Source organism: Cupriavidus sp. LA-1 (genome assembly GCF_055385985.1).
In genome coordinates, this window is the sequence record NZ_AP031387.1 from 58,444 (window position 1) to 84,493 (window position 26,050).

Sequence of the window (26,050 nt, forward strand, 5' to 3'; positions counted from 1 at the left end):
ACCTGCGCGGCCACAGCATGGAAGGGTTTGACGGCCAGCTCGTTGCGCTGGCGCCGCGGCTGCGGCGCCATGCGCGCGGCCTCACCGGCGACGCGGCCCTGGCCGACGACCTGGTGCAGGACACGCTCGAGCGCGCGCTGCGCTACCGCTGGCGCTTTCGCCTGCGCCCCGGCGCGTGGTGGGGCGATGGCGCCGATGGCCTGCTGCCGTGGCTGCTGACGATCATGCACCGCCTGCGCCTGAATACCCTGCGCAGGAAGGAACTGGTGGTCACCACCGATACACTGCCCGAGGTCAGCGGCCCTGCCGATGACCCGGGCCTGCGCCGCGACCTGGTGCAGGCGCTGGCACAGTTGTCCGAGCCGCAGCGCGCGGTGCTGCTGCTGGTCAGCCTGGAACAACTGACGTATGCCGAGGCCGCGCGCGTGCTGGACGTGCCGCAGGGCACGGTGATGTCGCGCCTGGCGCGGGCGCGCGAGCAGATGCGCCGGCTGCTCGACGGCACGGTGCCCGCTGCCGCGCCGGCAGCTCCGGGCAAACCTCTGCAGCGGGTGAAATGATGTCCGCGATCCACGAAGCCGATCTCCACGCCTACGCCGATGGCCAGCTGTCCGGCGCGCGCCGCGCGGCCGTGGAGGCATACCTGGCGCAGCACCCGGACGCAGCGGCGCAGGTCGCCGCCTGGCGCCGGCAGGCCGATGCCCTGCATGGCACGCTGGATCCCGTACTGAATGAACCGGTGCCGCTCGCGGCGCTGCCGCCCGGGCTGCACGGCGATGGCAGGCGCAATGCCGCGCGGCCCGGGCCGCGCTGGGCCATGGCCCTGGCGGCCACCTGCGCATCGGTCGCGCTGCTGGCCGTGGGCGGCGCGCTTGGCTGGCTGGCGCATGGCCGGCTGGGCAGCAGCACGCTGGTGCTGGCCCCGGGCGAGCGCTTTGCGCGCGAGGCGCTGGCCACGCACGCGGTCTACGCCCCGGAGATGCGCCACCCGGTGGAAGTCGCGGCGACGGAAGAGGCACACCTGATCGCCTGGCTGTCCAAGCGACTGGGCACGGCTTTGCAGGTGCCGGACCTGCGGCCGCAGGGCTTTCACCTGATCGGCGGCAGGCTGGGCGTGGCCGAAGGCGGCCCGTCGGCCATCCTGATGTATGAAGCGGACGACGGCACGCGCCTGTCGCTGCAGCTGCGGCGCATGGCGCAGGGCACGCCCGATACGGGCTTCCGCGTCGAGCGCATGACGGGCGAGGGCGCCACGCGGCCAGCGCCGGGCCGTGACCCGATGCTGGCCTTCTACTGGATCGACCGTGACCTGGGCTTTGCGCTGGCGGGGCCGCTGGAACGCGCGCGGCTGCTGACGCTGGCGCAGGTGGTGTACCAGCAATACCAGGGCGGATAAGCGGACGGATAAGCGAACCGAAAAGCGGGTGCACGCAGCGTTTGCCGCACATGGCGCGCGCTTGCCGCATCATGACCTGCACCGTTTCGATGCATCCACAAGAAACTGTCAGGACTGGCCTGGCCTCTGCGACCAAGCCCGGAGTCCAATCCTGCGAGCGTGCAGGCGCAACCGGCGCCGGCACTGCCAGGCAACGAGGAAAACCATGCTGATTCCTTCCCCCAGATGGCTGCGCGGCGGCGATATCGCTACCGGCGAGATCACTCCCCGTCACGTCTTTGAAAGCCGCCGCCGCGTGCTGGCATTGGCCGCCGCGGGGGCGGCGGGCAGCGCGCTGTCGCCCTGGTTTGCACGCCAGGCGTTGGCGCAGGGCCAGCACGGCGCGAAGCTGGCCGCCACGCCCAACAACACCTACGTCGTCACCGAGAAGCGCACGCCCTACGAGGAAGTGACCACCTACAACAACTTCTACGAGTTCGGCACCGACAAGTCCGACCCGGCGCGCAACGCCGGCACGCTGCGCCCGCGTCCGTGGCAGGTGGCAGTGGAAGGGCTGGTGAAGAAGCCCAGGGTCTATGACCTGGACGAGCTGGTGAAGCTGGCGCCGATGGAAGAGCGTGTCTACCGCCTGCGCTGCGTGGAGGGCTGGTCGATGGTGATCCCGTGGATCGGCTACCCGCTGGCCGAGCTGATCCGCCGCGTCGAGCCGCAGCCTGGTGCGAAGTACGTCCAGTTCATCACGCTGGCCGACAAGAAGCAGATGCCCGGCGTCAGCAGCGGCGTGCTCGACTGGCCGTACAGCGAGGGCTTGCGCCTGGACGAAGCCATGCACCCGCTCGCGCTGCTGGCCTACGGCCTGTACGGCGAGGTCCTGCCCAACCAGAGCGGCGCGCCGGTGCGCATGGTGGTGCCGTGGAAGTACGGCTTCAAGAGCGCCAAGTCGATCGTGAAGATCCGTCTTGTCGACAAGCAGCCGCCCACCAGTTGGAACCTGGCTGCGCCGCAGGAGTATGGTTTCTACTCGAATGTGAACCCGGACGTGGACCATCCGCGCTGGAGCCAGGCCACCGAGCGCCGCATCGGCGAAGAGCGCGGCAGCGGCTTTGGCGCGCTGTTCGCGCCCAAGCGCAAGACCCTGCCGTTCAACGGCTACGGCCAGCAGGTGGCGTCGCTGTACCAGGGCATGGACCTGAAGAAGTTCTTCTGATGCAAGGCGAGCCCATGGCCACCTCTTCCCCCAGCACCGCCGCCGTGTCGGCACGCAAGCCGGCCAGCCCGGCCACGCTGTCGCCGCAGCGCGTGCGCGCGCTCAAGTTCGCGCTCTGGCTGCTGGCGCTGCTGCCGTTCGCGCGGCTGCTGTACCTGGGCGCCACCGAACAGTTCGGCGCCAACCCGCTTGAGTTTGTCACCCGCTCCACCGGCACCTGGACGCTGGTGATGCTGTGCCTGACGCTGGCCATTACCCCGCTGCGCCGCCTGACCGGCTGGAACTGGCTGATCAAGATGCGGCGCATGCTGGGCCTGTTCGCGTTCTTCTACGGCCTGCAGCACTTCCTGCTGTGGATCGGCGTGGACCGCGGCTTTGATCTCCCCTACATGATCAAGGACGTGTACAAGCGGCCGTTCATCACCGTCGGCTTTACCGCCTTCATGCTGATGATTCCGCTGGTGCTGACCTCGACCAACGGCATGGTGCGCCGCCTGGGCGGCAAGCGCTGGCAGGGGCTGCACAAGCTGGTCTACGCCATCGCCGTGCTGGCCATCCTGCACTACTGGTGGCACAAGGCGGGCAAGAACGACTTCAGCGAAGTGTCGATCTACGCGGCGGTGGTGTTCATACTGCTGGGGATGCGGCTGTGGTGGCGGCTGCGCCAGCCGGCCGCGGGGGCGCGCCAGCCCGCCGCGTAGCACGCACCGGCGGGCCGGGCCGGGGGATTTAGTCTTGCAGCAGGCGCTCGTCGCGGAACAGGTCCTCGACCAGTTCGCGCTCGCGCACCAGGTGGACCCTGGCGCCGTCGACCATCACTTCGGCGGCGCGCGGGCGGGTGTTGTAGTTGGAGCTCATGGTGAAGCCGTAGGCACCCGCCGACATCACTGCGAGCAGGTCGCCCGGATGCACCGCCAGCGCGCGGTCACGGCCCAGCCAGTCGCCCGATTCACACACCGGGCCGACAATGTCGTAGGTCATGGCCTGCGCGTCGCGCAGCACCACCGGCTCGATGCGGTGGTAGGCCTCGTACATGGCCGGACGCGCCAGGTCGTTCATGGCGGCATCGACGATGCAGAAGTTCTTGGCCGCGCCGGGCTTGAGGAATTCCACCTGCGTCAGCAGCACACCGGCGTTGCCCACCAGCGAGCGGCCCGGCTCGAACAGCACCTCGCGGTGGCCGTGGCCGCGCGCGGCCACGCGTTCCAGCAGCGTGGCGGCAAAGCCGGTGATGTCCGGCGGGGTCTCGTCGGTGTAGGTGATGCCCAGGCCGCCGCCCACGTCGATATGCGCCAGGCTGATGCCTTCGCGCTCGAGCGCCTCGACCACGTCCAGCACCTTGTCCAGTGCCTCCAGGTAGGGCTCGACCTCAGTGATCTGCGAACCGATATGGCAGTCGATGCCGGTCACTTCCAGGTGCGGCAGCGCGGCCGCGGCACGGTAGGTCGGCAGCACGTCCTCGAAGGCGATGCCGAACTTGTTGCCCTTCAGGCCGGTGGAGATATAGGGGTGGGTCTTGGCGTCGACGTCCGGGTTGATGCGCAGCGACACGCGCGCACGCTTGCCCACGCGGCCGGCTACCTCGTTCAGGCGGTCCAGCTCGGGGATCGACTCGACATTGAAGCAGCGCACATCGTGCGCCAGCGCCAGTTCCATTTCGGCCGCGCTCTTGCCCACGCCGGAGAACACCACCTTGCGCGGGTCGCCGCCGGCGGCCAGCACGCGCTTGAGCTCGCCGCCCGAGACGATGTCGAAGCCGGCACCGAGCCTGGCAAACACTTGCAGCACCGCCAGGTTGGAGTTCGCCTTCATGGCGTACTGGACCTGTGCCTTGCGGCCCTGGCAGGCGGCGGCATAGGCCTGGTAGGCAGCGGTCAGCGCCGCGCGCGAGTACACGTAGGTGGGCGTGCCGAACTCGGCGGCGATGCGCGCCAGCGGTACCTGCTCGACGGCAAGCGCGCCGTCCTGGCGATGGAAAAATGCGGTCATGGTTATCGGGTGGTGGGGGCGGCGGGGGACGATGCGGGCGTGGCTGCCGGTGCATTGGCCGGCGCCGCTGGGGCGGCCGGTACGGCATCGGCACGGCCCAGGCCAGGATCTGTCACGGTCGGCGGGATCGGCTCGGGCGGCACCCGGGGCATGGTCAGCGGCCCGCGGATACCGCATCCGCCCAGCAGGGGCATCGCAAGGGCGGCGGCAAACGCCGATACAATCGCAACACGACGCAGCATCGGGTCGTCCTTTAGGCTGTTGGCAAGGCGTTGGATGGCCGACGCGCAACGGCCGGGCATCCGAAGGATTCTTAACAAAAAAAGCCGTTCGCGCCACGTACGCCCGGTCCGGGCAGCGGCGGCAACGGCGGTCTCGGAGTTTAGCATGCCCCCCTTGAGCGAAAGCGAGTTCCTGGCCCTGGCCACGCAGGAGCTGGACCGCATCGAAGCCGCGGTCGAGGCGGCCGCCGACGCGGCCGACGCCGACATTGAAATCAGCCGCACCGGCAACGTGATGGAACTGGAGTTCGAGAACGGTTCCAAGATCATCATCAACAGCCAGGCGCCGATGCAGGAGCTGTGGGTGGCAGCGCGCTCCGGCGGCTTCCATTTCCGCCGCGACGGCGAGCACTGGATCGACACCCGCAACGGCGGCGAGCTGTACGCGGCGCTGTCGGGGTATGTCAGCGAGCAGGCGGGCGCGGCGCTCAAGCTGGGCTGACAGACAGTCAGCTTCGGGCCTGCTTCGCGGGCAAAGAAAAAGCCGGCCTCGCGGCCGGCTTTCTGCTGTCTGGCGACCGCGCTCAGGCGCCGCCGAACATCTCCAGGATCTTCTTCTTCTCGGCCTCGGTATCGGCCGGCGGGGTCGTCGATTCCTCCGGCTTGCCCGGCCATGGGTCGCCCAGGCCCACCGATGCCACGCCGGCGCCGCCGGCGTTCTCTTCGAAGGTCCAGTCGCCGCCCACCATCAGCACGCCTTCCGGCACCGGCCGCTCGGGCGCCTCCGGCACGCCCTTGAGCGCCTTGCTCATGTAGCCCACCCAGATCGGCAGCGCCAGGCCGCCACCGGTTTCGCGCACGCCCAGGCTCTTGGGCTGGTCGTAGCCCATCCAGGCAATTGCCACCAGGTTGGGCGTGTAGCCGGCGAACCAGGCATCGACCGCGTCGTTGGTGGTGCCGGTCTTGCCGGCCAGGTCATTGCGGCCCAGGCGCTGCTTGGCGCTGGCGGCGGTGCCGATGCGCACCACGTCGCGCAGCATGGTGTCGGCGATAAAGGCCGTGCGCGCGTCAAGCACGCGCACGGCATCGGTGCCGGCGCGCTGCGGATGGGTTTCGGAGATCACATTGCCGCGCGCGTCCACCACCTTCTGGATCAGGTAGGGGTTGACGCGGTAGCCGCCGTTGGCGAACACCGAGTACGCGCCCGCCATCTGCAGCGGCGTCACCGCGCCCGAGCCCAGCGCCATCGGCAGGTAGGCAGGGTGCTTGTCGGCCTCGAAGCCGAAACGCGTGATGTAGTCCTGCGCATACTGCGTGCCGATCGCGCGCAGGATCCGCACCGAGACCAGGTTCTTGGACTTGGCCAGCGCGCGGCGCATGGTCATCGGGCCCTCGAAGCGGCCGTCGTAGTTCTTCGGCTCCCACACCTGGCCGCCCGTGTCGGGGCCGATCGTCAGTGGTGCGTCATTGATGACGGTGGCCGGCGAGAAGCCCTTTTCCAGCGCGGCCGAGTAAATGAACGGCTTGAAGCTGGAACCCGGCTGGCGCCAGGCCTGGGTCACGTGGTTGAACTTGTTGCGGTTGAAGTCGAAGCCGCCCACCATCGAGCGGATCTCGCCGTCCTGCGGGTCGATCGACACAAACGCCGCGGCCACTTCCGGCAGCTGCGTCACCGACCAGCCGTCTTTCTCGTCCTGCGTCACGCGGATGATCGCGCCAGGGCGCATCTTCATCTTGGGCTGGGCGTTGGACGACAGCGACGGCGAGATAAAGCGCAGCGCCGCACCTTCGATAGTCGCCACTTCGCCGGACAAGAGCGTTGCCTTCACCTGCCTGGATGCCACGCTGGTGACCACGGCCGAGCGCAGGTCGCCGCTGCCGGGGTGCTCGACCAGGGCATCGTCGATGGCCTGCTCGCGCTCCGACGGGTCGGAGGGCAGGTCGATAAATGCCTCGGGACCGCGGTAGCCGTGCTTGCGCTCGTAGTTCATGATGCCCGCGCGCACGGACTCATAGGCGGCGTCCTGGTCGGGCTTGGTCAGCGTGGTGTAGACCGTCAGGCCGCGTGTGTAGGTCTCTTCACGGTATTGCGCGTACATCAGTTGGCGCACGATCTCGGCGACGTACTCGGCGTGCGTGGAGAACTCGTTGCCTTCGGTGCGCACTTTCAGCTCGGCATGCACGGCCTGGTCGTACTGCTCGGGCGTGATGTAGCGCAGGTCGCGCATGCGCTGCAGGATGTACTCCTGGCGCACCTTGGCGCGGCGCGGGTTGACCACCGGGTTGTACGCCGACGGCGCCTTGGGCAGGCCGGCCAGCATGGCGGCCTCGGCCGGCGTCACGTCGCGCACCGACTTGCCGAAATACACGCGTGCGGCGCTGTCAAAGCCGTAGGCGCGCTGCCCCAGGTAGATCTGGTTCATGTACAGCTCGAGGATCTGGTCCTTGCTCAGGTTGGCCTCGATCTTGTACGCGAGCAGCATCTCGTAGATCTTGCGCGTGTAGGTCTTCTCGCTGGACAGGAAGAAGTTGCGCGCCACCTGCATGGTGATGGTGGAGGCGCCCTGCGACAGCCCGCCGCGCAGGTTGGCCAGCCCGGCACGCATCACGCCGACGAAGTCGACGCCGCCGTGCTCGTAGAAGCGGTCGTCCTCGATTGCCAGGACCGCCTTTTTCATCACGTCCGGGATCTCGGCGATGGGCACGAAGTTGCGCCGCTCTTCGCCGAACTCGCCGATCAGCACATTGTCCGCCGTGTAGATGCGAAGCGGAATCTTGGGCCGGTAGTCGGTGATGTTGTCCAGCGAAGGCAGGTTGGGCGCGGCCACCAGCAAGGCATAGCCGAGCAGCAGCGCAATCACGACGGCACCGGCGACAACCAGCCCGACCGCCCAGAACATGAGCCGCGTCAGGATCGGACGGCGGGCAGGGTGGGACGGCTTCTGTTGTGCTGTGGCCATAAGGGAAATACCTAGTCAGGGGTGCCCGGGATTATATCTTCCGGCATCCGCCCGCCCGGGCGCACAGTGGCGGGGGCGCCGCTATCGCGCTGTTACAAGATGTAAGGCAACGAATGCCGGCGTGCAAGCGGCGTTGGCGGCTGCTACGGGGGCATGGGCCGGCGCACAAGCCCGCGCGGAAAGGAACCCGACGACCGTGGGGTTTTGGCAACGGATTGGCGAGGGCCTTCTGAAAAAGAAGTTCGGGCCAGTTCGGCACATTGCCACCGATGCTGTATTTTGTGAGAATCGACCAACATAAAAAAGCACACGTTTCACTCAAGAAACTAGGCTCGCCCGATTAGAGCAGTCAAGCCAGGGGCGAGTTCAAAAGCCAGGGGGTCACCTTGCGTCGGGGCATTTTGTCGGGGCTTCTACGCCGGACTACGGTCGGTGTGGATATCGGGTCGTCCAGTGTCAAGGTAGTCGAGCTGTCCGTTGGGGGCAGCAGGCAAGACTACCGGCTGGAAAAATGCGCCAGCGAACTGCTGGACCGCAACGCCGTTGCCGATGGCAACGTCATCAATATCGAGGCCGTCGGCATCGCGCTCAAGCGTGCGCTCGGCAAGGCCGGCATCCGTTCCAAGGATGTGGTGCTGGGCGTGCCGTCCATGCTGACCGAGTCGCAGACCGTCAGCCTGCCGGACAACCTGTCCGAAGACGAACTCTATTCCCAGGTCGAATCCGAGGCGCACCGGCTCTATCCGCCGTCGCAGGCGGTCAATTTCGACTTTGCCGTGATCGGCCCCAGCGAGACCGAGGGCGGCATCGGCGTGCGCGTCACCGCCGCCAACAGCGACCGCGTGCAGGAGCGCGTGACCGCGGCCGAAATGGCCGGGCTCAAGCCGCAGGTCATGGACGTCGAGGAATACGCGGTGCAGCGCTCGATCGTGCAGATGCTGGGCGTGCCGCAGGAGATATCCGAGGCCGACGCCCGCGCGCTGCCGGTGGTGGCGGTGGTCCACCTGGGCGGCAGCCGTTCCAAGGCCATCTTCTACCAGGGCTGGAAAGAACTGTACGAGCAGCCGTTGAACAGCTACGGCGACCAGCTCACGCAGAGCGCGGCGCGCATGTTCACGCTCGACGCCCTCAAGGCCGAGATCAAGAAGCGCAAGAACACGCTGCCCGAAGCCTGGCGCGCGCAGTTGCTCAAGCCGTCGCTGGATGCATTGGCAATGGAAGTGCAGTCCGCGATCGGCAATTTCATTGCCAGCTCCAGCCTGGGCCGGGTCGACGAGATCCTGCTCTCGGGCGGGCATGCGTCGCTGTTCGGCGTGCAGGCGGCGATCCAGCACCAGACCAAGATCACCACCACGCTGGCGAACCCGTTCGCCAACATGGCGACCAACGCCAAGGTCAATGAGCGCTACCTGCAGCGCGACCTGCCGGCGTATATCGTCAGCGTCGGCCTGGCCCTGCGCGGCCTGCAATAACGCACCGGAGGCATCAGATGTCTACGAACACACTGCCTTCGGTCAACCTGCTGCCTTATCACGAAGCCCGCAAGGCAGCACGGCGCAAGAAGGTCTATACGATGCTGGCCGCCGCGGCGGCCAGCGGCGCGGCCGTGGTGCTGCTGGGCGGCGTCTATATCGACGGGCGCATTGCGTCGGTGGTCGCGCTCAACCAGGTCCTGAGCGCGGAAAATGCCAAGCTCGACGGGCAGATCCGCGAAGTCAACAACCTGAAGAAAGACATCGACGCGCTGCTGCAGCGCCAGAAGGCGGTCGAAGGCCTGCAGACCGAGCGCAACCGCCCGGTGCAACTGCTTGAGGAACTGGTGCGGCAGGTGCCCGAGGGCGTCTACCTGACCAGCCTGAAGCAGACCGGCGAGGCCTTCACCATTTCTGGCGTGGCGCAGTCCAACGAGCGTATTTCCGAGCTGCTGCGCAACCTGGGCGGCGTGGCATGGCTGGACAAGGCCGAGCTGGTCGAATCCAAGGCCGTCACCATGACCAACAACCTGCGCGAACAACGCCGGCTGTTCGACTTCTCGATGCGCTTCGCCTACCGCGCGCCGGAGACGCCGGCCGACGGCAAGAAGGCCGCGCCGGGCGCTTCCGCGCCATCCGCCGCACCTGTTCCCGCACCTGCCCCCGCGGCCGGAAAGGCCTGACCATGGCGCTCAATACCGAAATCAACCTGGCCGACCTGACCAGCCAGTTCCGCGGGCTCAACCTGAACGAGCCCGAGACCTGGCCGGCCGCGCCGCGCGTGCTGTTCGCGGTGCTGGCCGCGGCCGTGGTGCTGCTGCTGGGCTGGCAGTTCTACTGGAGCGCCAGGTTCGACGAGCTCGACCGCCAGCGCCAGGAACAGGAAAGCCTGAAGCAGGCGTACCAGTCCAAGGTGGCGCAGGTGGCCAACCTGGACGCGCTGCGCGAGCAGAAGAAGCAGGTGGAGCGACGCGTGGCGCTGCTGGAGCGGCAACTGCCCAACAAGACCGAAATGGATGCGCTGCTGGCGGACGTCAACCACGCCGGCGTGGCGCGCGGCCTGCAGTTCGAACTGTTCAAGCCGCAGGCCGCGGTGCTCAAGCCCTACTTTGCCGAGATCCCGGTGAACCTGCGCGTGACCGGCCGCTACCACGAGGTGGCGCAGTTCAATGCCGACGTGGCGGCGCTGTCGCGGATCGTTTCGATGCAGAACCTGCAACTGGCCAATACCAAGGACGGCGGGCTGTCGATGGAGGCGGTGGCAATGGCCTACCGCGCGCTCGATCCCGACGAGCAGGCGGCGCAGCGCAAGGCCGCCGCAGCCGCTGTGGCCGCCAAGGCGGGAGGTGCCAAATGAGCCGCACCATCCGTACCCGCAGCCTGGCATGGACCGCATCGCCGCGTGCGCTGGTGGCGGCAGCGTTGGCCGTCGGCCTGCTGAGCGCCTGCGGCGCCAGCGACGAAGACGCGCTGCGCCAGTGGATGAATGCCACCCGCAGCGCGCGCGCCAAGCCGCCGGAGCCGGTGCCCGATGCCAGGCCTTACGTGCCGCGCGAGTACGCCGCGGCCAATGCGCCCGAACCGTTCGCGCAGGAAAAGATCGGCGAGCTGAACCGGACACTGGCGGATTCGCCCGAAGCCGGGCGGCGCCGCGAGCCGCTGGAGGACTACCCGCTCGAGAACTTCAAGATGCTTGGCATGATGAAGAAGAACGGAGAGACCTACGGCATCGTACGAGTAGATAACAAGATCTACCATGTCAAGGTGGGTCAGTATCTCGGCCAGAGCTACGGCCGGGTGGTCCGCATCACCGATCAGGAGATCGTGCTGCGCGAATTGGTCCGGGAGGGGGTATCAGAGTGGAAAGAGAAAATGACCAGCCTGAAGCTGGAGGCGGCGGCATGACCCCCGCGCGCTGGTATCGTGCGCTCGCGGGCGCCGCAAGGACTGCGATGGCGCTGTTGCTGGTGCTTGCCGCTCCGGCCGCGCTCGCACAAAGCAACCGGATCAAGGCGGTTGACGTCAGCAGTGTCGGGGAGCAGACCGTGCTCACGGTCGAGCTTGAACGGCCGCTGGCGCAGAAGCCGGCGGACTTCACCACGCAGAACCCGGCACGGCTCGCGATCGATTTCTTCGATACCGGCTTTGACAAGCGGCGCGCGCAATATGAGTACGGCGGCAAGCTGCTCAAGGCCGCCAATGTGGTGCAGATTGGCGATCGTACCCGCGTGGTCCTCGACCTCGCGCGCAACGCCACCTATCGCACCGACCTGCGCGGCAACTACTTCGTGGTGGCGCTGGATAATGTGGCGCCGGCGCTCAAGAGTGCCGCACCCACGTTCGCGCCGGCACCGTCGGCCGAGGCGGCCGCGGCGGCCGGGCGGCCCTCGGTACGCAATATCGACTTCCGCCGTGGCGCCGACGGTGCCGGCCGGGTGGTGGTGGACCTGTCCTCGCGCGACTCGGGCATCAATATCGCGCAGCAGGGCCAGAACGTGGTGGTCGACTTTCTCGCCACCACGCTGCCCGATAACCTGCGCCGTCGCTTTGACGTGAGCGACTTCGGCTCGCCGGTGCAGACGATGCGCGCTTCGGATGCCAACGGCAATGCGCGCCTGACCATCGAGCCGCGCGGCCACTGGGAGTACAGCTCGTACCAGACCGACACCCAGTTCGTGGTTGAAGTGCGGCCGGTCAAGGAAGACCCGACCAAGCTCATCAGCGGCCCGGGCTACCGCGGCGAGCGCCTGTCGCTGAACTTCCAGAACATCGACATCCGCTCGCTGCTGCAGGTGTTTGCCGATTTCACCAACCTGAACATCATCACCAGCGAAAGCGTGCAGGGCAACCTGACGCTGCGCCTGAAGGACGTGCCGTGGGACCAGGCGCTGCAGATCGTGATGGATGCCAAGGGGCTGGCCTCGCGCCGCAACGGCAACGTGCTGTGGGTGGCGCCCAAGGCCGAGCTGCAGACCAAGGAAAAGCTGGAGCTTGAGTCGCAGCAGCAGATCAACGACCTCGAGCCGATCCGCAGCCAGGTGTTCCAGCTCAACTACCAGCGCGCGGAGGACGTGCGCAAGATGCTGCTGGGCTTGAGTACCACCGGAGGCGCCGCCGCCGCGGCACCCGTGCCCATCGGGGTGCCGGGGGCGGCGGGTGTGGCCACGCGCATGCTGTCCAAGCGCGGTTCGCTGACGGCGGATGCGCGCACCAACCAGCTCTTTGTCTCGGATATCGCCACCAAGCTGGAAGAGGTGCAGAACTTTATCGGCAAGATCGACATCCCGGTGCGCCAGGTGATCATCGAGGCGCGCATCGTCGAGGCGACCGATACCTTCAGCCGCAACCTGGGCGTGAAGCTGGGCTTTGCCGGGCAGTACAAGAATGCCAAGGTCGGCAACACCTACAGCAACGTGGTGCCGGGCTCGAACTCCGACAACGGCCCGTTCCTGAGCCTGCCGGCCGGAGCCATCAACGGCACCAACCCGGCCAATGTCGCGGTGAGCCTGTTCAACAGCGCCGCCACGCGCTTCCTGGCGCTGGAGCTGTCGGCGCTGGAAGCGGACGGCAAGGGCAAGATCATCTCCAGCCCGCGCGTGGTCACGGCCAACAACATCAAGGCGCTGATCGAGCAGGGCACCGAGCTGCCGTACCAGGCCGCCACGTCCAGCGGCGCCACCTCGGTGCAGTTCCGCAAGGCCAACCTGAAGCTGGAAGTCACCCCGCAGATCACGCCGGAAGGCAATGTGCTGCTGGACGTGGATGTGAACAAGGACAGCGTGGGCATCCAGACCACCTCGGGCTTTGCCATCGACACCAAGCACGTGCAGACCCAGGTGCTGGTGGAGAACGGCGGCACGGTGGTGATCGGCGGCATCTACACCCAGACCGAGTCCAACGATGTGGACAAGGTGCCGCTGCTGGGCGATATCCCGGTGCTGGGCAACCTGTTCAAGAACAATGCCAAGGTGCGCAACCGCACCGAACTGCTGGTGTTCCTGACTCCCCGTATCCTGAACGAAAGCGTGTCGCTCAAGTAAGGGCATGCAGGGCATGGCGCCCAAGGGCGCCGGATACAGTAGACTGGCAGGCCGCATCGAGGGATGCGGCCTTTTTTTGCGCGCCGCGCGCCGCGGAGCCCGGCGCCAGCCACCGGAGTGGACCCGGCGTGGACCGGGAAATGCGGTCTATGCCGCATTCGGCACTTGCCGGCCGCGCCACAACATAAGAAGATGATGCAGTTCCCAACCGGGGAGGGCGACCCGCATGCCGTGCTCCCGAACGACAGTCCAGTGACAGCCTCAGCGACAGGGCCGGCGGCACAGCGCCAGGCCCAGGATCGGCGCGACGCCGATCGATCCGACTCCGAGCGACCGGAATCCGATCGACCCAACCTCTTTTTCGTCGGCCTGATGGGCGCCGGCAAGACCACCGTGGGCCGCACGGTGGCGCGGCGCCTGCACTATCCGTTCTTCGATTCCGACCATGAGCTGGAGGCGCACTGCGGCGTGCGCATCCCGGTGATCTTCGAGGTCGAGGGCGAAGCCGGCTTCCGCGACCGCGAGGCCGCGATGATCCGAGAACTGGCCGCGCGCCAGGGCATCGTGCTGGCCACCGGCGGCGGTGCCGTGCTGCGCCCCGAGAACCGCGAGGTGCTGAAGTCCCGCGGCACGGTGGTGTACCTGCGCGCCAGCCCGCACGATCTGTGGCTGCGTACCCGTCACGACCGCAACCGCCCGCTGCTGCAGACCGAAGACCCCAAGGGCAAGCTCGAGGCCCTGTACGCCGAGCGCGACCCGCTTTACCGCGAAGTCGCCGACTTCATCATCGAAACCGGCAAGCCCTCGGTGGCGCAGCTTGCTAATATGGTGTTGATGCAACTTGAAATGGCCGGTTTCCCGATCGATCCCCCGCAGCCGGCGTCCGCGCCCGCGGGCGAGTCCGAGCCGCCGGCGCAGGACCCCAATCCATGATTACGCTTGAAGTCGACCTGGGCGAGCGCAGCTACCCCATCCATATCGGTACCGGCCTGCTGGACAACGCCGAACTGCTGCGCCCCCACGTGCGCGGGCAGCACGCCGTCATCATCACCAATGAAACCGTCGGCCCGCTCTATGCGGCGCGCGTCGAGGCTACCCTGGCCGCGCTCGGCAAGACCGTGCGCACGGTCACGCTGCCCGACGGCGAGGCCTTCAAGCACTGGGAAACGCTGAACCTGATCTTCGACGCGCTGCTGCAGGCCGGCGCCGATCGCAAGACCACGCTGGTCGCGCTGGGCGGCGGCGTGGTGGGTGACATGACCGGGTTTGCCGCGGCCTGCTACATGCGCGGCGTCCCCTTTGTCCAGATGCCGACCACGCTGTTGGCGCAGGTGGATTCGTCGGTGGGCGGCAAGACCGGCATCAACCACCCGCTGGGCAAGAACATGATCGGCGCGTTCCACCAGCCCAACGCGGTGATCGCCGATATCGACACGCTGCGCACGCTGCCCCCGCGCGAGCTGGCCGCCGGCATGGCCGAGGTCATCAAGCACGGCGCCATTGCCGACGCCGAGTACTTCGGCTGGATCGAACGCCATATCAAGGCGCTGAACGACTGCGACCCTGACCTGATGGCGCTCGCCGTGCAGCGCTCGTGCGAGATCAAGGCCGGCGTGGTGGCGCAGGACGAGCGCGAGGGCGGCCTGCGCGCCATCCTCAATTTCGGCCACACCTTCGGCCATGCGATCGAGGCCGGCATGGGCTACGGCGCCTGGCTGCACGGCGAGGCCGTCGGCTGCGGCATGGTGATGGCTGCCGACCTGTCGCACCGCCTGGGTTTTATCGATATCGAGACGCTGGCCCGCATCCGCACCCTGATGCAGGCGGCGATGCTGCCCGTGGTGGCCCCGGAACTCGGTGCCGACCGCTATATCGAACTGATGAAGGTCGACAAGAAGGCCGAGGCGGGCAGCATCAAGTTCATCCTGCTGAAGACGCTCGGCGAAGCGTTCATCACCACCGTCCCGGACGCCGACCTGCGCGCGACGCTGGCGCACGCCGTCTTGAAACCCCCCACCGAGGCCCCGGTCGCCTGACCGACCGGTTATGCCTCGCCACCCCGACCCAGCCACCGGACGCGCCGCATGACCGACTTTGAAAGCCATCTCGCCCCTTACGCCGCCCGCTCCGCGCAGACGCGCGGGCGGGTGCATGCGGAACCCGCATCGTCGTCGCGCAGCGAATTCCAGCGCGACCGCGACCGGGTCATCCACAGCACGGCGTTCCGGCGGCTCGAGTACAAGACCCAGGTCTTTGTCAACCATGAGGGCGACCTGTTCCGCACCCGGCTCACCCACAGCCTGGAGGTGGCGCAGATCGCGCGCTCGATCGCGCGCAACCTGCGCCTCAATGAGGACCTGGTCGAGGCCATCTCGCTGGCGCACGACCTGGGCCACACGCCGTTCGGCCACGCCGGGCAGGACGCGCTGAACAACTGCATGAAGAACCACGGCGGCTTCGAGCACAACCTGCAGAGCCTGCTGGTGGTGGACGAGCTGGAAGAGCGCTATGGCGGCTTCAACGGCCTGAACCTGACCTTCGAGACGCGCGAGGGTATCCTCAAGCATTGCTCGCGGGTCAATGCCTCGGCGCTGGGCGAGCTGGGCCGGCGCTTCCTGGAAGGCACGCAGCCATCGCTGGAGGCGCAGCTGGCCAACCTGGCCGACGAGATCGCCTACAACAACCACGATATCGACGACGGCCTGCGCTCGGGGCTGCTGACGCTGGAGCAGCTCGACGAGGTGCCGATGTGGGCCCGCCACCGCGCCGAGGTGGCCGATGCCTTCCCCGGCATCAACGGCCGCCGTGCCATCAACGAGACGGTCCGGCGCATGATCAATACGCTGATTGTCGACCTGATCGAGACCACCAGCCGCAATATCGCCGCGGCCAGCCCGCGCACGATCGACGCGGTGCGCGCCGCCGGGCCGCTGGTCGGCTTCAGCCCGCAGATCCATGAGGAAGCCGCGGCGCTCAAGCGCTTCCTGTTCCGGCACCTGTACCGGCACTACCTGGTGATGCGCATGTCGGCCAAGGCGCAGCGCATCGTCGGCGACCTGTTCCAGGCCTTCATGTCCGATCCGCGCCTGTTGCCGCCGCAGTATCAGGCCGGCCACGGCGGCGACCAGTCGCGGCTGATCGCCCACTACATCGCGGGCATGACCGACCGCTACGCGATCCGCGAACACCGCCGCATCTTCGCGGTCAGCGAAGGCAGCTGAACGCTGCCGGGGGCGCGCAAGGCGCCTCGCGTAAATGGGGACGGATCAGGTTATCATGCGGGCTTCGATGCTCGCATGACTGCCATGGCACGCCTTCCCCGCTTCTCTCCCGCCGGCCTTCCCGCACTGGTGTTGCAGCGCGGCAACAACCGCCAGGATGTTTTCCTGGGGCCGGACGACTACCTGCACTACCTCGACTGCCTGCGCATGGCCGCGCGCGAGCATGATCTTGCCATCCATGCCTATACGCTGCGGCCCAACCACGTGCACCTGGTCGCCACGCCCAAGGGCACAGATTCGCTGAGCCTGACCATGCAGGCGGTCGGGCGCCGCTATGCGCGCTACTTCAACCGCGTGGCAGGCCGCACCGGCACCCTGTGGGAGGGGCGCTTCCGCTCCGCGGTGTTCGATCCGCTGCAGTGGATGCTGCCAGCGATGCTCTATGTCGAAGGCAATGCGCTGCGTGCCGGCGAGGTGACTACCCCCGAGGCCGACCGCTGGAGCAGCTACCGTCATCACACTGGCATCGAGGCCAGCCCGTTTGTAAGTGATCACTCTGCCTACTGGGAACTCGGCAATACGCCGTTCGAGCGCCAGTCGAACTACCGCATGCTGACCGCCGAGGGCCTGTCCGGCAAGACCCTGCAAACACTGCGCGGCCATGCGCACAGCGGCTGGCCGCTTGGTGGCGAAGCCTTCCTTGCGCAACTGGAGCGGCACGCCACGCGGCGCGTTCAGCCCCTGCCGAAAGGCCGCCCCAAAAAGGTGCAAGTGGCTGTGGATCAGGTGCCTGAAGCGACATAAAATTAATGTGTCCCCATTTAATCAAATCACATAAACGGTGCGTTTTTTAATGTGTTCTGACCCCATTTAAAATTTTTGCGAGCGCGGCGCGATTCCCATATAGTTGCTCCACCCACAGTCATTGTGCGGCGCGTCACGCTCGTGTACGCCGCTGCGGCCCGCAGACAGCTCCGTCCCCGATTCCCCACCCGCCGACCGCGGCGGGTTGAATAAAGAGAGCACGCGGTCACCGTTCCGGTACGTCCAGCCATTCGCGCAGCCTTCACCGGAATTCAGCCAGTGGACCAAACGAAAAATCTTTCGGCCCAAGCTCAGGCACAAGCGCAGACCAGCGAGTCTTCCCACGCCATCGTCACGCGCCCGCAGGCGCAGGGCATGTACGACCCCAGCAACGAGCACGACGCCTGCGGCGTCGGCATGGTCGCGCATATCAAGGGCAAGAAGTCGCACGAGATCATCAGCCAGGGCCTGAAGATCCTGGAGAACCTGGACCACCGGGGTGCGGTCGGCGCCGATGCGCTGATGGGCGACGGTGCCGGTATCCTGATCCAGATCCCGGACCAGTTCTACCGCGAGGAAATGGCCGCGCAGGGCGTGAGCCTGCCGCCCGCCGGCGAATACGGCGTGGGCATGATCTTCCTGCCCAAGGAACACGCTTCGCGCCTGGCCTGCGAGCAGGAACTGGAGCGCACGGTCCGCCTCGAAGGCCAGGTCGTGCTGGGCTGGCGCGATGTGCCGGTCGACGCCGCCATGCCGATGTCGCCAACGGTGCGCACCACCGAGCCGGTGATCCGCCAGATCTTCATCGGGCGCGGCCGCGACATCATGACCACGGACGCGCTGGAACGTAAGCTCTACGTCATCCGCAAGACCGCCAGCCACGCCATCCAGGCGCTCAAGCTCAAGCACGGCAAGGAATACTTCGTGCCGTCGATGTCGGCCCGCACCGTGGTGTACAAGGGCCTGCTGCTGGCCAACCAGGTCGGCGAGTACTACCTGGACCTGCAGGATCCGCGCGCCGTGTCGGCCCTGGCCCTGGTGCACCAGCGCTTCTCGACCAACACCTTCCCGGCCTGGGAACTGGCCCACCCGTACCGCATGGTCGCCCACAACGGCGAAATCAACACGGTCAAGGGCAACGTCAACTGGGTCAACGCACGGACCGGCGCGATCTCGTCGCCGGTGCTGGGCGACGACCTGCCCAAGCTGTGGCCGCTGATCTACCCGGGCCAGTCCGACACCGCATCGTTCGACAACTGCCTCGAACTGCTGACGATGGCCGGCTACCCGCTTGTCCACGCGATGATGATGATGATCCCGGAAGCCTGGGAACAGCACACGCTGATGGACGACAACCGCCGCGCCTTCTACGAATACCACGCCGCCATGATGGAGCCGTGGGACGGCCCGGCCGCGATCTGCTTCACCGACGGCCGCCAGATCGGCGCCACGCTGGACCGCAACGGCCTGCGCCCGGCACGTTTCTACGTGACCGAGGACGACGTCGTGGTGCTGGCTTCGGAAGCCGGCGTGCTGCCGTTCCCCGAGTCGCGCATCGTGCAGAAGTGGCGCCTGCAGCCCGGCAAGATGTTCCTGATCGACATGGAGCAGGGCCGCATCATCGACGACAAGGAACTCAAGGACAACCTGGCCAACGCCAAGCCGTACAAGAGCTGGATCGACGCCGTGCGCATCAAGCTCGACGAGCTCGACGCCAAGCCCGAAGACGTCGCCGCCGAGAAGAAGCCCGTGGCCAAGCTGCTGGACCGCCAGCAGGCCTTCGGCTACACCCAGGAAGACGTCAAGTTCCTGATGGCGCCGATGGCGCTGGCCGGCGAGGAAGCCACCGGCTCGATGGGCAACGACTCGCCCCTGGCGGTGCTGTCGTCCAAGAACAAGACGCTGTACCACTACTTCAAGCAGCTGTTCGCCCAGGTGACCAACCCGCCGATCGACCCGATCCGCGAGAACATGGTGATGTCGCTGGTGTCGTTCATCGGCCCGAAGCCGAACCTGCTGGAGCTGAACAACATCAACCCGCCGATGCGCCTCGAAGTGTCCCAGCCCGTGCTGGACTTCAAGGACATCGCCAAGATCCGCAACATCGAGCACTACACCGGCGGCAAGTTCCGTTCGTATGAACTGAACATCTGCTATCCGACCGCCTGGGGCAAGGAAGGCATCGAAGCGCGCCTGGCCTCGCTGTGCGCCGAAGCCGTCGATGCGGTGCGTTCGGGCTACAACATCCTGATCGTGTCCGACCGCCGCGTGGATGCCGACCATGTCGCGATCCCCGCGCTGCTGGCCACGTCCGCCATCCACCACCACCTGGTGGAGAAGGGCCTGCGCACGTCCACCGGCCTGGTGGTCGAGACCGGCACCGCGCGTGAAGTGCACCACTTCGCGCTGCTGGCCGGCTACGGCGCCGAAGCCGTGCACCCGTACCTGGCGATGGAAACGCTGTCCGACATGGCCAGCGGCCTGTCCGGCGACCTGTCGGCCGAGAAGGCGGTCAAGAACTTCGTCAAGGCGGTCGGCAAGGGCCTGCACAAGGTGATGTCCAAGATGGGCATCTCCACGTACATGTCGTACACCGGCGCGCAGATCTTCGAAGCCATCGGCCTGTCGCGCGAGCTGGTGCAGAAGTACTTCCATGGCACGCCGTCGAACGTCGAAGGCATCGGCATCTTCGAGGTGGCCGAGGAAGCGCTGCGCCTGCACAAGGACGCCTTCGGCGCGAACCCGGTGCTGGAAAACATGCTGGACGCCGGCGGCGAATACGCCTTCCGCATCCGCGGCGAAGAGCATATGTGGACCCCGGACTCGGTCGCCAAGCTGCAGCACTCGGTGCGCGCCGACGATGGCAAGGGCGCCTACCAGACGTACAAGGAATACGCCAACATCATCAACGACCAGAGCAAGCGCCACATGACGCTGCGCGGTCTGTTCGAGTTCAAGGTCGATCCGGCCAGGGCGATTCCGCTGGAAGAAGTGGAGTCGGCCAAGGACATCGTCAAGCGCTTCGCCACCGGTGCGATGTCGCTCGGCTCGATCTCGACCGAAGCCCACACCACGCTGGCGCTGGCGATGAACCGCATCGGCGGCAAGTCCAACACCGGCGAAGGCGGCGAGGACGAGAAGCGCTACCGCAACGAGCTGCGCGGAATCCCCATCAAGCAGGGCGATACCCTCAAGGGCCTGCTGGGCGACCACGTGATCGAACGCGACCTGGAACTGCAGGCCGGCGATTCGCTGCGCTCGAAGATCAAGCAGGTGGCGTCGGGCCGTTTCGGCGTGACCGCCGAGTACCTGGCCTCGGCCGACCAGATCCAGATCAAGATGGCGCAGGGCGCCAAGCCCGGCGAAGGCGGCCAGCTGCCCGGCCACAAGGTCTCGGACTACATCGGCAAGCTGCGTTACTCGGTGCCGGGCGTGGGCCTGATCTCGCCGCCCCCGCACCACGACATCTACTCGATCGAGGATCTGGCACAGCTGATCCACGACCTGAAGAACGTCAACCCGGCGTCGGACATCTCGGTCAAGCTGGTGTCCGAAGTGGGCGTCGGCACCGTGGCCGCGGGCGTGGCCAAGGCCAAGGCCGACCACGTGGTGATCGCCGGCCATGACGGCGGCACCGGCGCTTCGCCGTGGTCGTCGATCAAGCACGCCGGCACGCCGTGGGAGCTGGGCCTGGCCGAAACGCAGCAGACCCTGCTGCTCAACGGCCTGCGCAACCGCATCCGCGTGCAGGCCGACGGCCAGATGAAGACCGGCCGCGACGTCGTCATCGGCGCGCTGCTGGGCGCCGATGAGTTCGGCTTCGCCACCGCGCCGCTGGTGGCCGAGGGCTGCATCATGATGCGCAAGTGCCACCTGAACACCTGCCCGGTGGGCGTGGCCACGCAGGATCCGCAGCTGCGCAAGAAGTTCCAGGGCAAGCCCGAGCACGTGGTCAACTTCTTCTTCTTCGTTGCGGAAGAAGCCCGCGAGATCATGGCCCAGCTGGGCATCCGCAAGTTCGACGAGCTGATCGGCCGCGCCGACCTGCTCGACACCAAGCCCGGCATCGAGCACTGGAAGGCGCGTGGCCTGGACTTCGGCCGCATCTTCCACCAGGTGTCGCTGGGCGCGCATGTGCCGCTGTTCCACACCGACGTGCAGGACCACGGCCTGTCGGCCGAGGCCGGCAAGGCGCTGGACCACGTGCTGATCGCCAAGGCCCGTCCGGCCATCGAGAAGGGCGAGCGGGTCTCGTTCATCCAGCCGGTGAAGAACGTCAACCGTACCGTCGGCGCGATGCTGTCGGGCGTGGTGGCACGCCAGCATGGCCACGAAGGCCTGCCTGACGACACCATCCACATCCAGCTGCAAGGCACCGCCGGCCAGTCGTTCGGCGCGTTCCTGGCGCACGGCATCACGCTTGACCTGGTGGGCGACGGCAACGACTACGTCGGCAAGGGCCTGTCGGGCGGCCGCGTGATCGTGCGCGCCCCGCATGAGTTCCGCGGCGACCCGACCCGCAATATCATCGTCGGCAACACCGTGCTGTACGGTGCCATCGCCGGTGAAGCGTTCTTCAACGGCGTGGCCGGCGAGCGTTTCGCAGTACGTAATTCCGGCGCGGCCGCCGTGGTGGAAGGCACTGGCGACCACGGTTGCGAGTACATGACCGGCGGCACGGTGGTGGTGCTGGGCGGCACGGGCCGCAACTTCGCGGCCGGCATGTCGGGCGGCGTCGCCTACGTCTATGACGAGGACGGCCTGTTCGACAAGCGCTGCAACACCTCGATGGTGGCACTGGAGGCCGTGCTGGCCGCCGCTGACCAGGAGAAGGGCCAAGGCCCGGCTTCGTGGCACAAGGTCGACGGCAAGCGCGTGCTGGATGAAGTCATCCTGCGCAACCTGATCGAGCAGCATTTCCGCTACACCGGCTCCGAGCGCGCCAAGGCGCTGCTGGCTGACTGGACCACGGCACGCCGCAAGTTCGTCAAGGTCTTCCCGACCGAGTACAAGCGCGCGCTGGGCGAGATGTACGCCAAGGAACAGGCTGCCCGCGACAGCGACCGCGAAGCCATCGCAGCCTGAGCGCAGGCAACGGCACAAGAACCAAGCAGCGATGGGCCGCGGCAGCCGCCGCGGCCCTGACAAGATACTGACCCCACCGCAGGGCCGGCGACGCCGCCGGTCCCGCGCAGCATGACCAAGGACGCAACATGGGTAAGGCGACTGGCTTTCTCGAATTTCCGCGCCAGAACGAAGGCTACGAAGCGGTAGTCAAGCGCGTGAAGCACTACAAGGAATTCGTGTTCGCGCTGTCCGACAGCGAAGCGAAGATCCAGGGTGCGCGCTGCATGGACTGCGGCATCCCGTTCTGCAACAACGGCTGCCCGGTCAACAACATCATTCCCGACTTCAACGACCTGGTGTACCGCCAGGACTGGAAGTCGGCGATCGAGGTGCTGCACCAGACCAACAACTTCCCCGAGTTCACCGGCCGCATCTGCCCGGCACCGTGCGAGGCCGCCTGCACGCTGGGCATCAATGAGCTGCCGGTCGGCATCAAGTCGATCGAGCACGCCATCATCGACAAGGCCTGGGAAGAGGGCTGGGTCGCGCCGCAGCCGCCGCGCCACAAGACCGGCAAGACCGTGGCCGTGGTCGGTTCCGGCCCCGCCGGCATGGCCGCCGCGCAGCAGCTGGCACGCGCCGGCCACGATGTGACGGTGTTCGAGAAGAACGACCGCATCGGCGGCCTGCTGCGCTATGGCATCCCCGACTTCAAGATGGAGAAGACGCTGATCGACCGCCGCATGGAACAGATGCAGGCCGAAGGCGTGACCTTCCGCGCCGGCGTGATGGTGACCGACGGCGAACTGCCGGCCGGCATCAAGAACTACGCGCGCGAAACCATCTCGGCCCAGGCCCTGATGGAACAGTTCGACGCCGTGGTGCTGGCGGGCGGCGCGGAAGTGCCGCGCGACCTGCCGGTGCCGGGCCGCGACCTGGCCGGCATCCACTTCGCGCTGGAATTCCTGATTCCGCAGAACAAGGAAGTGGCCGGCGACGGCACCAACGAGATCCGCGCCGAAGGCAAGAACGTGATCGTGATCGGCGGCGGCGATACCGGCTCCGACTGCGTGGGCACGTCCAACCGCCACGGCGCCACCTCGGTGACGCAGTTCGAACTGCTGCCGCAGCCGCCCGAAGAAGAGAACAAGCCGCTGGTGTGGCCGTACTGGCCGATCAAGCTGCGCACCTCGTCGTCGCACGATGAAGGCTGCGAGCGCGACTGGTCGGTCGCCACCAAGGACTTCATCGGCGAGAACGGCAAGGTCACGGCCCTGAAGGCCTGCCGCGTCGAATGGAAAGATGGCCGCATGCAGGAAGTCGAAGGCAGCGAGTTCATCCTGCCGGCCGACCTGGTGCTGCTGGCGATGGGCTTCACCAACCCGGTGGGTTCGATGCTGGAAGCGTTTGGCGTGGACACCGATGCGCGCAAGAACGCCAAGGCCTCGACCGAGGGCGAGCGCGCCTACCACACCAACGTGCCCAAGGTGTTCGCCGCCGGCGACGTGCGTCGTGGCCAGTCGCTGGTGGTGTGGGCGATCCGCGAAGGCCGCCAGGCCGCGCGTTCGGTCGACGCCTTCCTGATGGGCCACACCGACCTGCCGCGCTGATTCTCCCCGGCAAGAACAAAAAGCCCGCCTGGCGCAAGCCGGCGGGCTTTTTGTCTTGGCTGGCCGGGAGCGCTCAGTCGGCCAGCGTTCGCTCCATCAGCACCGCGCTGGCGCCGTAGGCGGCCAGCTTGGCCGTGTGCATGGCGGCGGACTCCGCCGTCACCGGCGCGTACCCAAGCCTGCGCCACCAGGAGGCGGCCGACTGCACCGCGATCAGCCGCGAACGCCGCAGCCCGGCCGCGCGCGCGGCCGCCTGCGCTGCCGCGTACAGGCGCGGGGCCAGCCCCGTGCCGCGCCCGACGGGCGCCACGGCCATGTCGTGCACGAACCAGGTGAGGGTGTCCGGCAGGGCGGCATGGCGCCAGCCATCGTCGAGCAGACCGTCGAGCGGCGGCAGGGTGGTTTCGGGCCAGGCGTGGGTGAAGAGGTAGGCGGCGAGGGCGCCGCGTTGTCCGGGGTCGTCCGCGACCCAGCAGGTGGCCGGGGACAGCGCCAGCCGGCTGGCCAGCGCGGCCTGGCTTTCCAGCAGGACCTCGGTATAGCAGCGGGCCTGCACCGCCAGCACGGCCGGCAGGTCGGCGCAGACCATGGGCCGCACGGTGAAAATCGTCATCGGCGGATTATATCCGGCGCCATCCGCGCCTCCCCGCGGATGGCGCGTTTGGCCAGGCGTGGCAAGGCCTTCAGGGTTCTCCCGGCTATGGTTTACGTGCCTGTGGTGGCCTCGGCATTGTCCTTACAATTTTCAAAAAACAACGAACGGAAACCGCCTCGCAAATCCTTTTTCCCCAGAACCAGTTTGCCGTCTCCTCAGGAGGCCGGCCGGAGGAAATTGATGTCCGAAGTGCGCAATTTGACGCGGCTTTGGCGAGGTAAAGCGAAGTTTGCGCCGCGTCCATCAGTGGGCGCTGCCCGGCGCTGGCTCCAGCCTTTCCTGTGCCTGTATGCCGTGGGTTGTGCCACGCTGGCGCTGGCGGTACCGGCCATGCCGGCGCTTGCCGGGACCCAGCAGCTCACGCGCAGCATGTCGTTCCCCGACCATCCGATGCGCCTGATCGTGCCGTTCCCGGCCGGCGGCGTCGCCGATGCCGTGGCGCGCCTGCTGGCCGAGCGGCTGTCCGTCCGCCTGGGCGTGCCGGTGGAGGTCGACAACCGCCCCGGCGGCGCGGGCACCATCGCCGGCGACGTGGTCGCCAAGGCCAGTTCGGATGGCCACACCCTGTTGCTGCACCAGGCCAATATGCTGATCCAGCCCGGACTGGAGCCGGTGCCGTACGACGTCGTGCGCGATTTCACGCCGGTGGCGCGCGTGGCCACCACGCCGCTGTTCCTGGTGATCGACGCGCGCCTGCCGATGCGCACGCCCGAGCAATGGATGATCGCGGTGAAGTCGAACCCCGGCTCCTACAGCTATGGTTACGGCCAGCCGGGCAGCCCCTCGCACCTGTACGCCGAGTACGCCGTGCGCGGCCTGCGCAGCGGCGTGCCGCTGGTGACCGCCAAGGGCGAGGCCGCCGTGGTCCAGGAGATGCTGGCCGGGCGCATCAGCGCCTGCTTCTGTTCGTTCGCCGCGGTCCAGGGCCAGGTCAGGAGCGGCGCGCTGCGGCTGGTCGGGGTGACCGGCGTGGCCCGCTCGCCGCTGGCGCCGCTGGTGCCGACGCTGCAGGAATCGGGGCTGGAAGGCTATGCCGCGGCGGCATGGTTCGGCGTGATGGCGCCGGCCAAGACCCCGCGCGCGATCGTGGCGCGGCTGGCGGGCGAGCTCGATGGCGTGATGGGCGAGCGCGAGGTGCGCTCGCGGCTGCAGGCGGCGGGCCTCACACCGGTGCGCGACTCGCCGGAGGCCTTTGCCACCGCGATCCGCTCGGAATCGATCCAATGGCAGGTGATCCTGAGGGATGTGGCGACCGCGCAGGAGCCTTAAGCCGCACTACATGGGCCAGTCTGGGCCCCCTAGGACGATTCTGAGGCTTCTCGGGCAGGATTCATGTGGCGCGGGACACACGGGTGCCAGCAGGGCTAGGTAGTAGACCTTATAATGCGCCCCTGTCCCGACCGGTGCC

21 protein-coding genes are annotated in these 26,050 nt (G+C 67.2%); 17 read left to right on the forward strand and 4 right to left on the reverse strand.

Annotation, left to right across the window (positions count from 1 at the left end):
• Nucleotides 1–17: 17 nt before the first annotated feature.
• The 4 genes from ACZ5MJ_RS00335 (at nt 18) to msrQ (ending at nt 3,304) form a co-directional block, all read left to right on the forward strand.
• On the forward strand, nt 18–560 hold the full coding sequence (locus ACZ5MJ_RS00335) for an RNA polymerase sigma factor (RefSeq protein WP_464221552.1): 543 nt from the start codon (nt 18–20) through the stop codon (nt 558–560).
• Nucleotides 557–1,396: an anti-sigma factor family protein gene (locus ACZ5MJ_RS00340; RefSeq protein ID WP_464221555.1), complete on the forward strand. Its 840-nt coding sequence runs from the start codon at nt 557–559 to the stop codon at nt 1,394–1,396. The genes ACZ5MJ_RS00335 and ACZ5MJ_RS00340 overlap by 4 nt, the downstream gene beginning before the upstream one ends.
• A gap of 205 nt (nt 1,397–1,601) precedes the next feature.
• Nucleotides 1,602–2,603, forward strand: a complete 1,002-nt coding sequence (msrP, locus tag ACZ5MJ_RS00345; protein WP_464221556.1) for a protein-methionine-sulfoxide reductase catalytic subunit MsrP — start codon at nt 1,602–1,604, stop codon at nt 2,601–2,603.
• A gap of 14 nt (nt 2,604–2,617) precedes the next feature.
• Nucleotides 2,618–3,304, forward strand: coding sequence for a protein-methionine-sulfoxide reductase heme-binding subunit MsrQ (gene msrQ, locus ACZ5MJ_RS00350; RefSeq protein ID WP_464221557.1), 687 nt, complete (start codon nt 2,618–2,620; stop codon nt 3,302–3,304).
• Nucleotides 3,305–3,332: 28 nt separating this feature from the next.
• On the opposite strand, the gene lysA is transcribed toward msrQ, so the two are convergent.
• On the reverse strand, nt 3,333–4,592 hold the full coding sequence (gene lysA, locus ACZ5MJ_RS00355; RefSeq protein WP_464221558.1) for a diaminopimelate decarboxylase: 1,260 nt from the start codon (nt 4,590–4,592) through the stop codon (nt 3,333–3,335).
• Between the two features lie 2 nt (nt 4,593–4,594).
• Nucleotides 4,595–4,834: a hypothetical protein gene (locus ACZ5MJ_RS00360; RefSeq protein WP_464221559.1), complete on the reverse strand. Its 240-nt coding sequence runs from the start codon at nt 4,832–4,834 to the stop codon at nt 4,595–4,597.
• Between the two features lie 145 nt (nt 4,835–4,979).
• On the opposite strand from ACZ5MJ_RS00360, the gene cyaY reads away from it, so the two are divergent.
• A complete protein-coding gene (cyaY, locus tag ACZ5MJ_RS00365) occupies nt 4,980–5,315 on the forward strand; it encodes an iron donor protein CyaY (protein WP_464221561.1) in 336 nt (111 codons plus the stop codon).
• An 82-nt stretch (nt 5,316–5,397) separates the two neighbouring features.
• Here cyaY and ACZ5MJ_RS00370 read toward each other — a convergent pair whose 3' ends face one another.
• On the reverse strand, nt 5,398–7,773 hold the full coding sequence (locus tag ACZ5MJ_RS00370; protein WP_464221562.1) for a penicillin-binding protein 1A: 2,376 nt from the start codon (nt 7,771–7,773) through the stop codon (nt 5,398–5,400).
• Between the two features lie 401 nt (nt 7,774–8,174).
• On the opposite strand from ACZ5MJ_RS00370, the gene pilM reads away from it, so the two are divergent.
• The 11 genes from pilM (at nt 8,175) to ACZ5MJ_RS00425 (ending at nt 23,987) form a co-directional block, all read left to right on the forward strand.
• Complete coding sequence (pilM, locus tag ACZ5MJ_RS00375) at nt 8,175–9,245, forward strand: type IV pilus assembly protein PilM (protein WP_464223621.1); 1,071 nt, start codon at nt 8,175–8,177, stop codon at nt 9,243–9,245.
• A gap of 17 nt (nt 9,246–9,262) precedes the next feature.
• On the forward strand, nt 9,263–9,928 hold the full coding sequence (locus tag ACZ5MJ_RS00380) for a PilN domain-containing protein (RefSeq protein ID WP_464221563.1): 666 nt from the start codon (nt 9,263–9,265) through the stop codon (nt 9,926–9,928).
• A gap of 2 nt (nt 9,929–9,930) precedes the next feature.
• Nucleotides 9,931–10,602: a type IV pilus inner membrane component PilO gene (locus tag ACZ5MJ_RS00385; protein ID WP_464221564.1), complete on the forward strand. Its 672-nt coding sequence runs from the start codon at nt 9,931–9,933 to the stop codon at nt 10,600–10,602.
• The gene (locus ACZ5MJ_RS00390) at nt 10,599–11,150 is read left to right on the forward strand and encodes a pilus assembly protein PilP (protein ID WP_464221565.1); all 552 of its coding nucleotides are present in this window, start codon (nt 10,599–10,601) and stop codon (nt 11,148–11,150) included. The genes ACZ5MJ_RS00385 and ACZ5MJ_RS00390 overlap by 4 nt, the downstream gene beginning before the upstream one ends.
• Nucleotides 11,147–13,285 (forward strand): type IV pilus secretin PilQ, encoded by a 2,139-nt coding sequence (gene pilQ / locus ACZ5MJ_RS00395; RefSeq protein WP_464221566.1) that lies wholly within the window; start codon nt 11,147–11,149, stop codon nt 13,283–13,285. The genes ACZ5MJ_RS00390 and pilQ overlap by 4 nt, the downstream gene beginning before the upstream one ends.
• 372 nt (nt 13,286–13,657) lie before the next feature.
• On the forward strand, nt 13,658–14,218 hold the full coding sequence (locus ACZ5MJ_RS00400; RefSeq protein WP_464223622.1) for a shikimate kinase: 561 nt from the start codon (nt 13,658–13,660) through the stop codon (nt 14,216–14,218).
• The gene (gene aroB, locus ACZ5MJ_RS00405; protein ID WP_464221567.1) at nt 14,215–15,321 is read left to right on the forward strand and encodes a 3-dehydroquinate synthase; all 1,107 of its coding nucleotides are present in this window, start codon (nt 14,215–14,217) and stop codon (nt 15,319–15,321) included. Before ACZ5MJ_RS00400 ends, aroB begins: the two co-directional genes overlap by 4 nt.
• A gap of 48 nt (nt 15,322–15,369) precedes the next feature.
• Complete coding sequence (locus tag ACZ5MJ_RS00410) at nt 15,370–16,506, forward strand: deoxyguanosinetriphosphate triphosphohydrolase (protein ID WP_464221568.1); 1,137 nt, start codon at nt 15,370–15,372, stop codon at nt 16,504–16,506.
• Between the two features lie 84 nt (nt 16,507–16,590).
• Nucleotides 16,591–17,310, forward strand: coding sequence for a transposase (locus tag ACZ5MJ_RS00415; RefSeq protein WP_464221569.1), 720 nt, complete (start codon nt 16,591–16,593; stop codon nt 17,308–17,310).
• Between the two features lie 279 nt (nt 17,311–17,589).
• Nucleotides 17,590–22,395 carry a glutamate synthase-related protein gene (locus tag ACZ5MJ_RS00420; RefSeq protein ID WP_464221570.1) on the forward strand — a complete coding sequence of 1,602 codons (4,806 nt, stop codon included), beginning with the start codon at nt 17,590–17,592 and terminating at the stop codon, nt 22,393–22,395.
• A 128-nt stretch (nt 22,396–22,523) separates the two neighbouring features.
• Entirely contained in the window at nt 22,524–23,987 is a 1,464-nt protein-coding gene (locus ACZ5MJ_RS00425; RefSeq protein ID WP_464221572.1) for a glutamate synthase subunit beta, read from the forward strand.
• Between the two features lie 73 nt (nt 23,988–24,060).
• On the opposite strand, the gene ACZ5MJ_RS00430 is transcribed toward ACZ5MJ_RS00425, so the two are convergent.
• Nucleotides 24,061–24,600, reverse strand: a complete 540-nt coding sequence (locus ACZ5MJ_RS00430) for a GNAT family N-acetyltransferase (protein ID WP_464221573.1) — start codon at nt 24,598–24,600, stop codon at nt 24,061–24,063.
• A gap of 222 nt (nt 24,601–24,822) precedes the next feature.
• Here ACZ5MJ_RS00430 and ACZ5MJ_RS00435 point away from each other — a divergent pair, with 222 nt between their 5' ends.
• A complete protein-coding gene (locus ACZ5MJ_RS00435; RefSeq protein WP_464221574.1) occupies nt 24,823–25,911 on the forward strand; it encodes a Bug family tripartite tricarboxylate transporter substrate binding protein in 1,089 nt (362 codons plus the stop codon).
• Nucleotides 25,912–26,050: the final 139 nt, after the last annotated feature.

Coding starts and splice junctions, on each gene's coding strand:
- ACZ5MJ_RS00335 (WP_464221552.1), top strand. CDS start 18: ATGGAAGGGTTTGACGGCCAGCTCGTTGCGCTGGCGCCGCGGCTGCGG.
- ACZ5MJ_RS00340 (WP_464221555.1), top strand. CDS start 557: ATGATGTCCGCGATCCACGAAGCCGATCTCCACGCCTACGCCGATGGC.
- msrP (WP_464221556.1), top strand. CDS start 1,602: ATGCTGATTCCTTCCCCCAGATGGCTGCGCGGCGGCGATATCGCTACC.
- msrQ (WP_464221557.1), top strand. CDS start 2,618: ATGGCCACCTCTTCCCCCAGCACCGCCGCCGTGTCGGCACGCAAGCCG.
- lysA (WP_464221558.1), bottom strand. CDS start 4,592: ATGACCGCATTTTTCCATCGCCAGGACGGCGCGCTTGCCGTCGAGCAG.
- ACZ5MJ_RS00360 (WP_464221559.1), bottom strand. CDS start 4,834: ATGCTGCGTCGTGTTGCGATTGTATCGGCGTTTGCCGCCGCCCTTGCG.
- cyaY (WP_464221561.1), top strand. CDS start 4,980: ATGCCCCCCTTGAGCGAAAGCGAGTTCCTGGCCCTGGCCACGCAGGAG.
- ACZ5MJ_RS00370 (WP_464221562.1), bottom strand. CDS start 7,773: ATGGCCACAGCACAACAGAAGCCGTCCCACCCTGCCCGCCGTCCGATC.
- ACZ5MJ_RS00380 (WP_464221563.1), top strand. CDS start 9,263: ATGTCTACGAACACACTGCCTTCGGTCAACCTGCTGCCTTATCACGAA.
- ACZ5MJ_RS00385 (WP_464221564.1), top strand. CDS start 9,931: ATGGCGCTCAATACCGAAATCAACCTGGCCGACCTGACCAGCCAGTTC.
- ACZ5MJ_RS00390 (WP_464221565.1), top strand. CDS start 10,599: ATGAGCCGCACCATCCGTACCCGCAGCCTGGCATGGACCGCATCGCCG.
- pilQ (WP_464221566.1), top strand. CDS start 11,147: ATGACCCCCGCGCGCTGGTATCGTGCGCTCGCGGGCGCCGCAAGGACT.
- ACZ5MJ_RS00400 (WP_464223622.1), top strand. CDS start 13,658: ATGGGCGCCGGCAAGACCACCGTGGGCCGCACGGTGGCGCGGCGCCTG.
- aroB (WP_464221567.1), top strand. CDS start 14,215: ATGATTACGCTTGAAGTCGACCTGGGCGAGCGCAGCTACCCCATCCAT.
- ACZ5MJ_RS00410 (WP_464221568.1), top strand. CDS start 15,370: ATGACCGACTTTGAAAGCCATCTCGCCCCTTACGCCGCCCGCTCCGCG.
- ACZ5MJ_RS00415 (WP_464221569.1), top strand. CDS start 16,591: ATGGCACGCCTTCCCCGCTTCTCTCCCGCCGGCCTTCCCGCACTGGTG.
- ACZ5MJ_RS00425 (WP_464221572.1), top strand. CDS start 22,524: ATGGGTAAGGCGACTGGCTTTCTCGAATTTCCGCGCCAGAACGAAGGC.
- ACZ5MJ_RS00430 (WP_464221573.1), bottom strand. CDS start 24,600: ATGACGATTTTCACCGTGCGGCCCATGGTCTGCGCCGACCTGCCGGCC.
- ACZ5MJ_RS00435 (WP_464221574.1), top strand. CDS start 24,823: ATGTCCGAAGTGCGCAATTTGACGCGGCTTTGGCGAGGTAAAGCGAAG.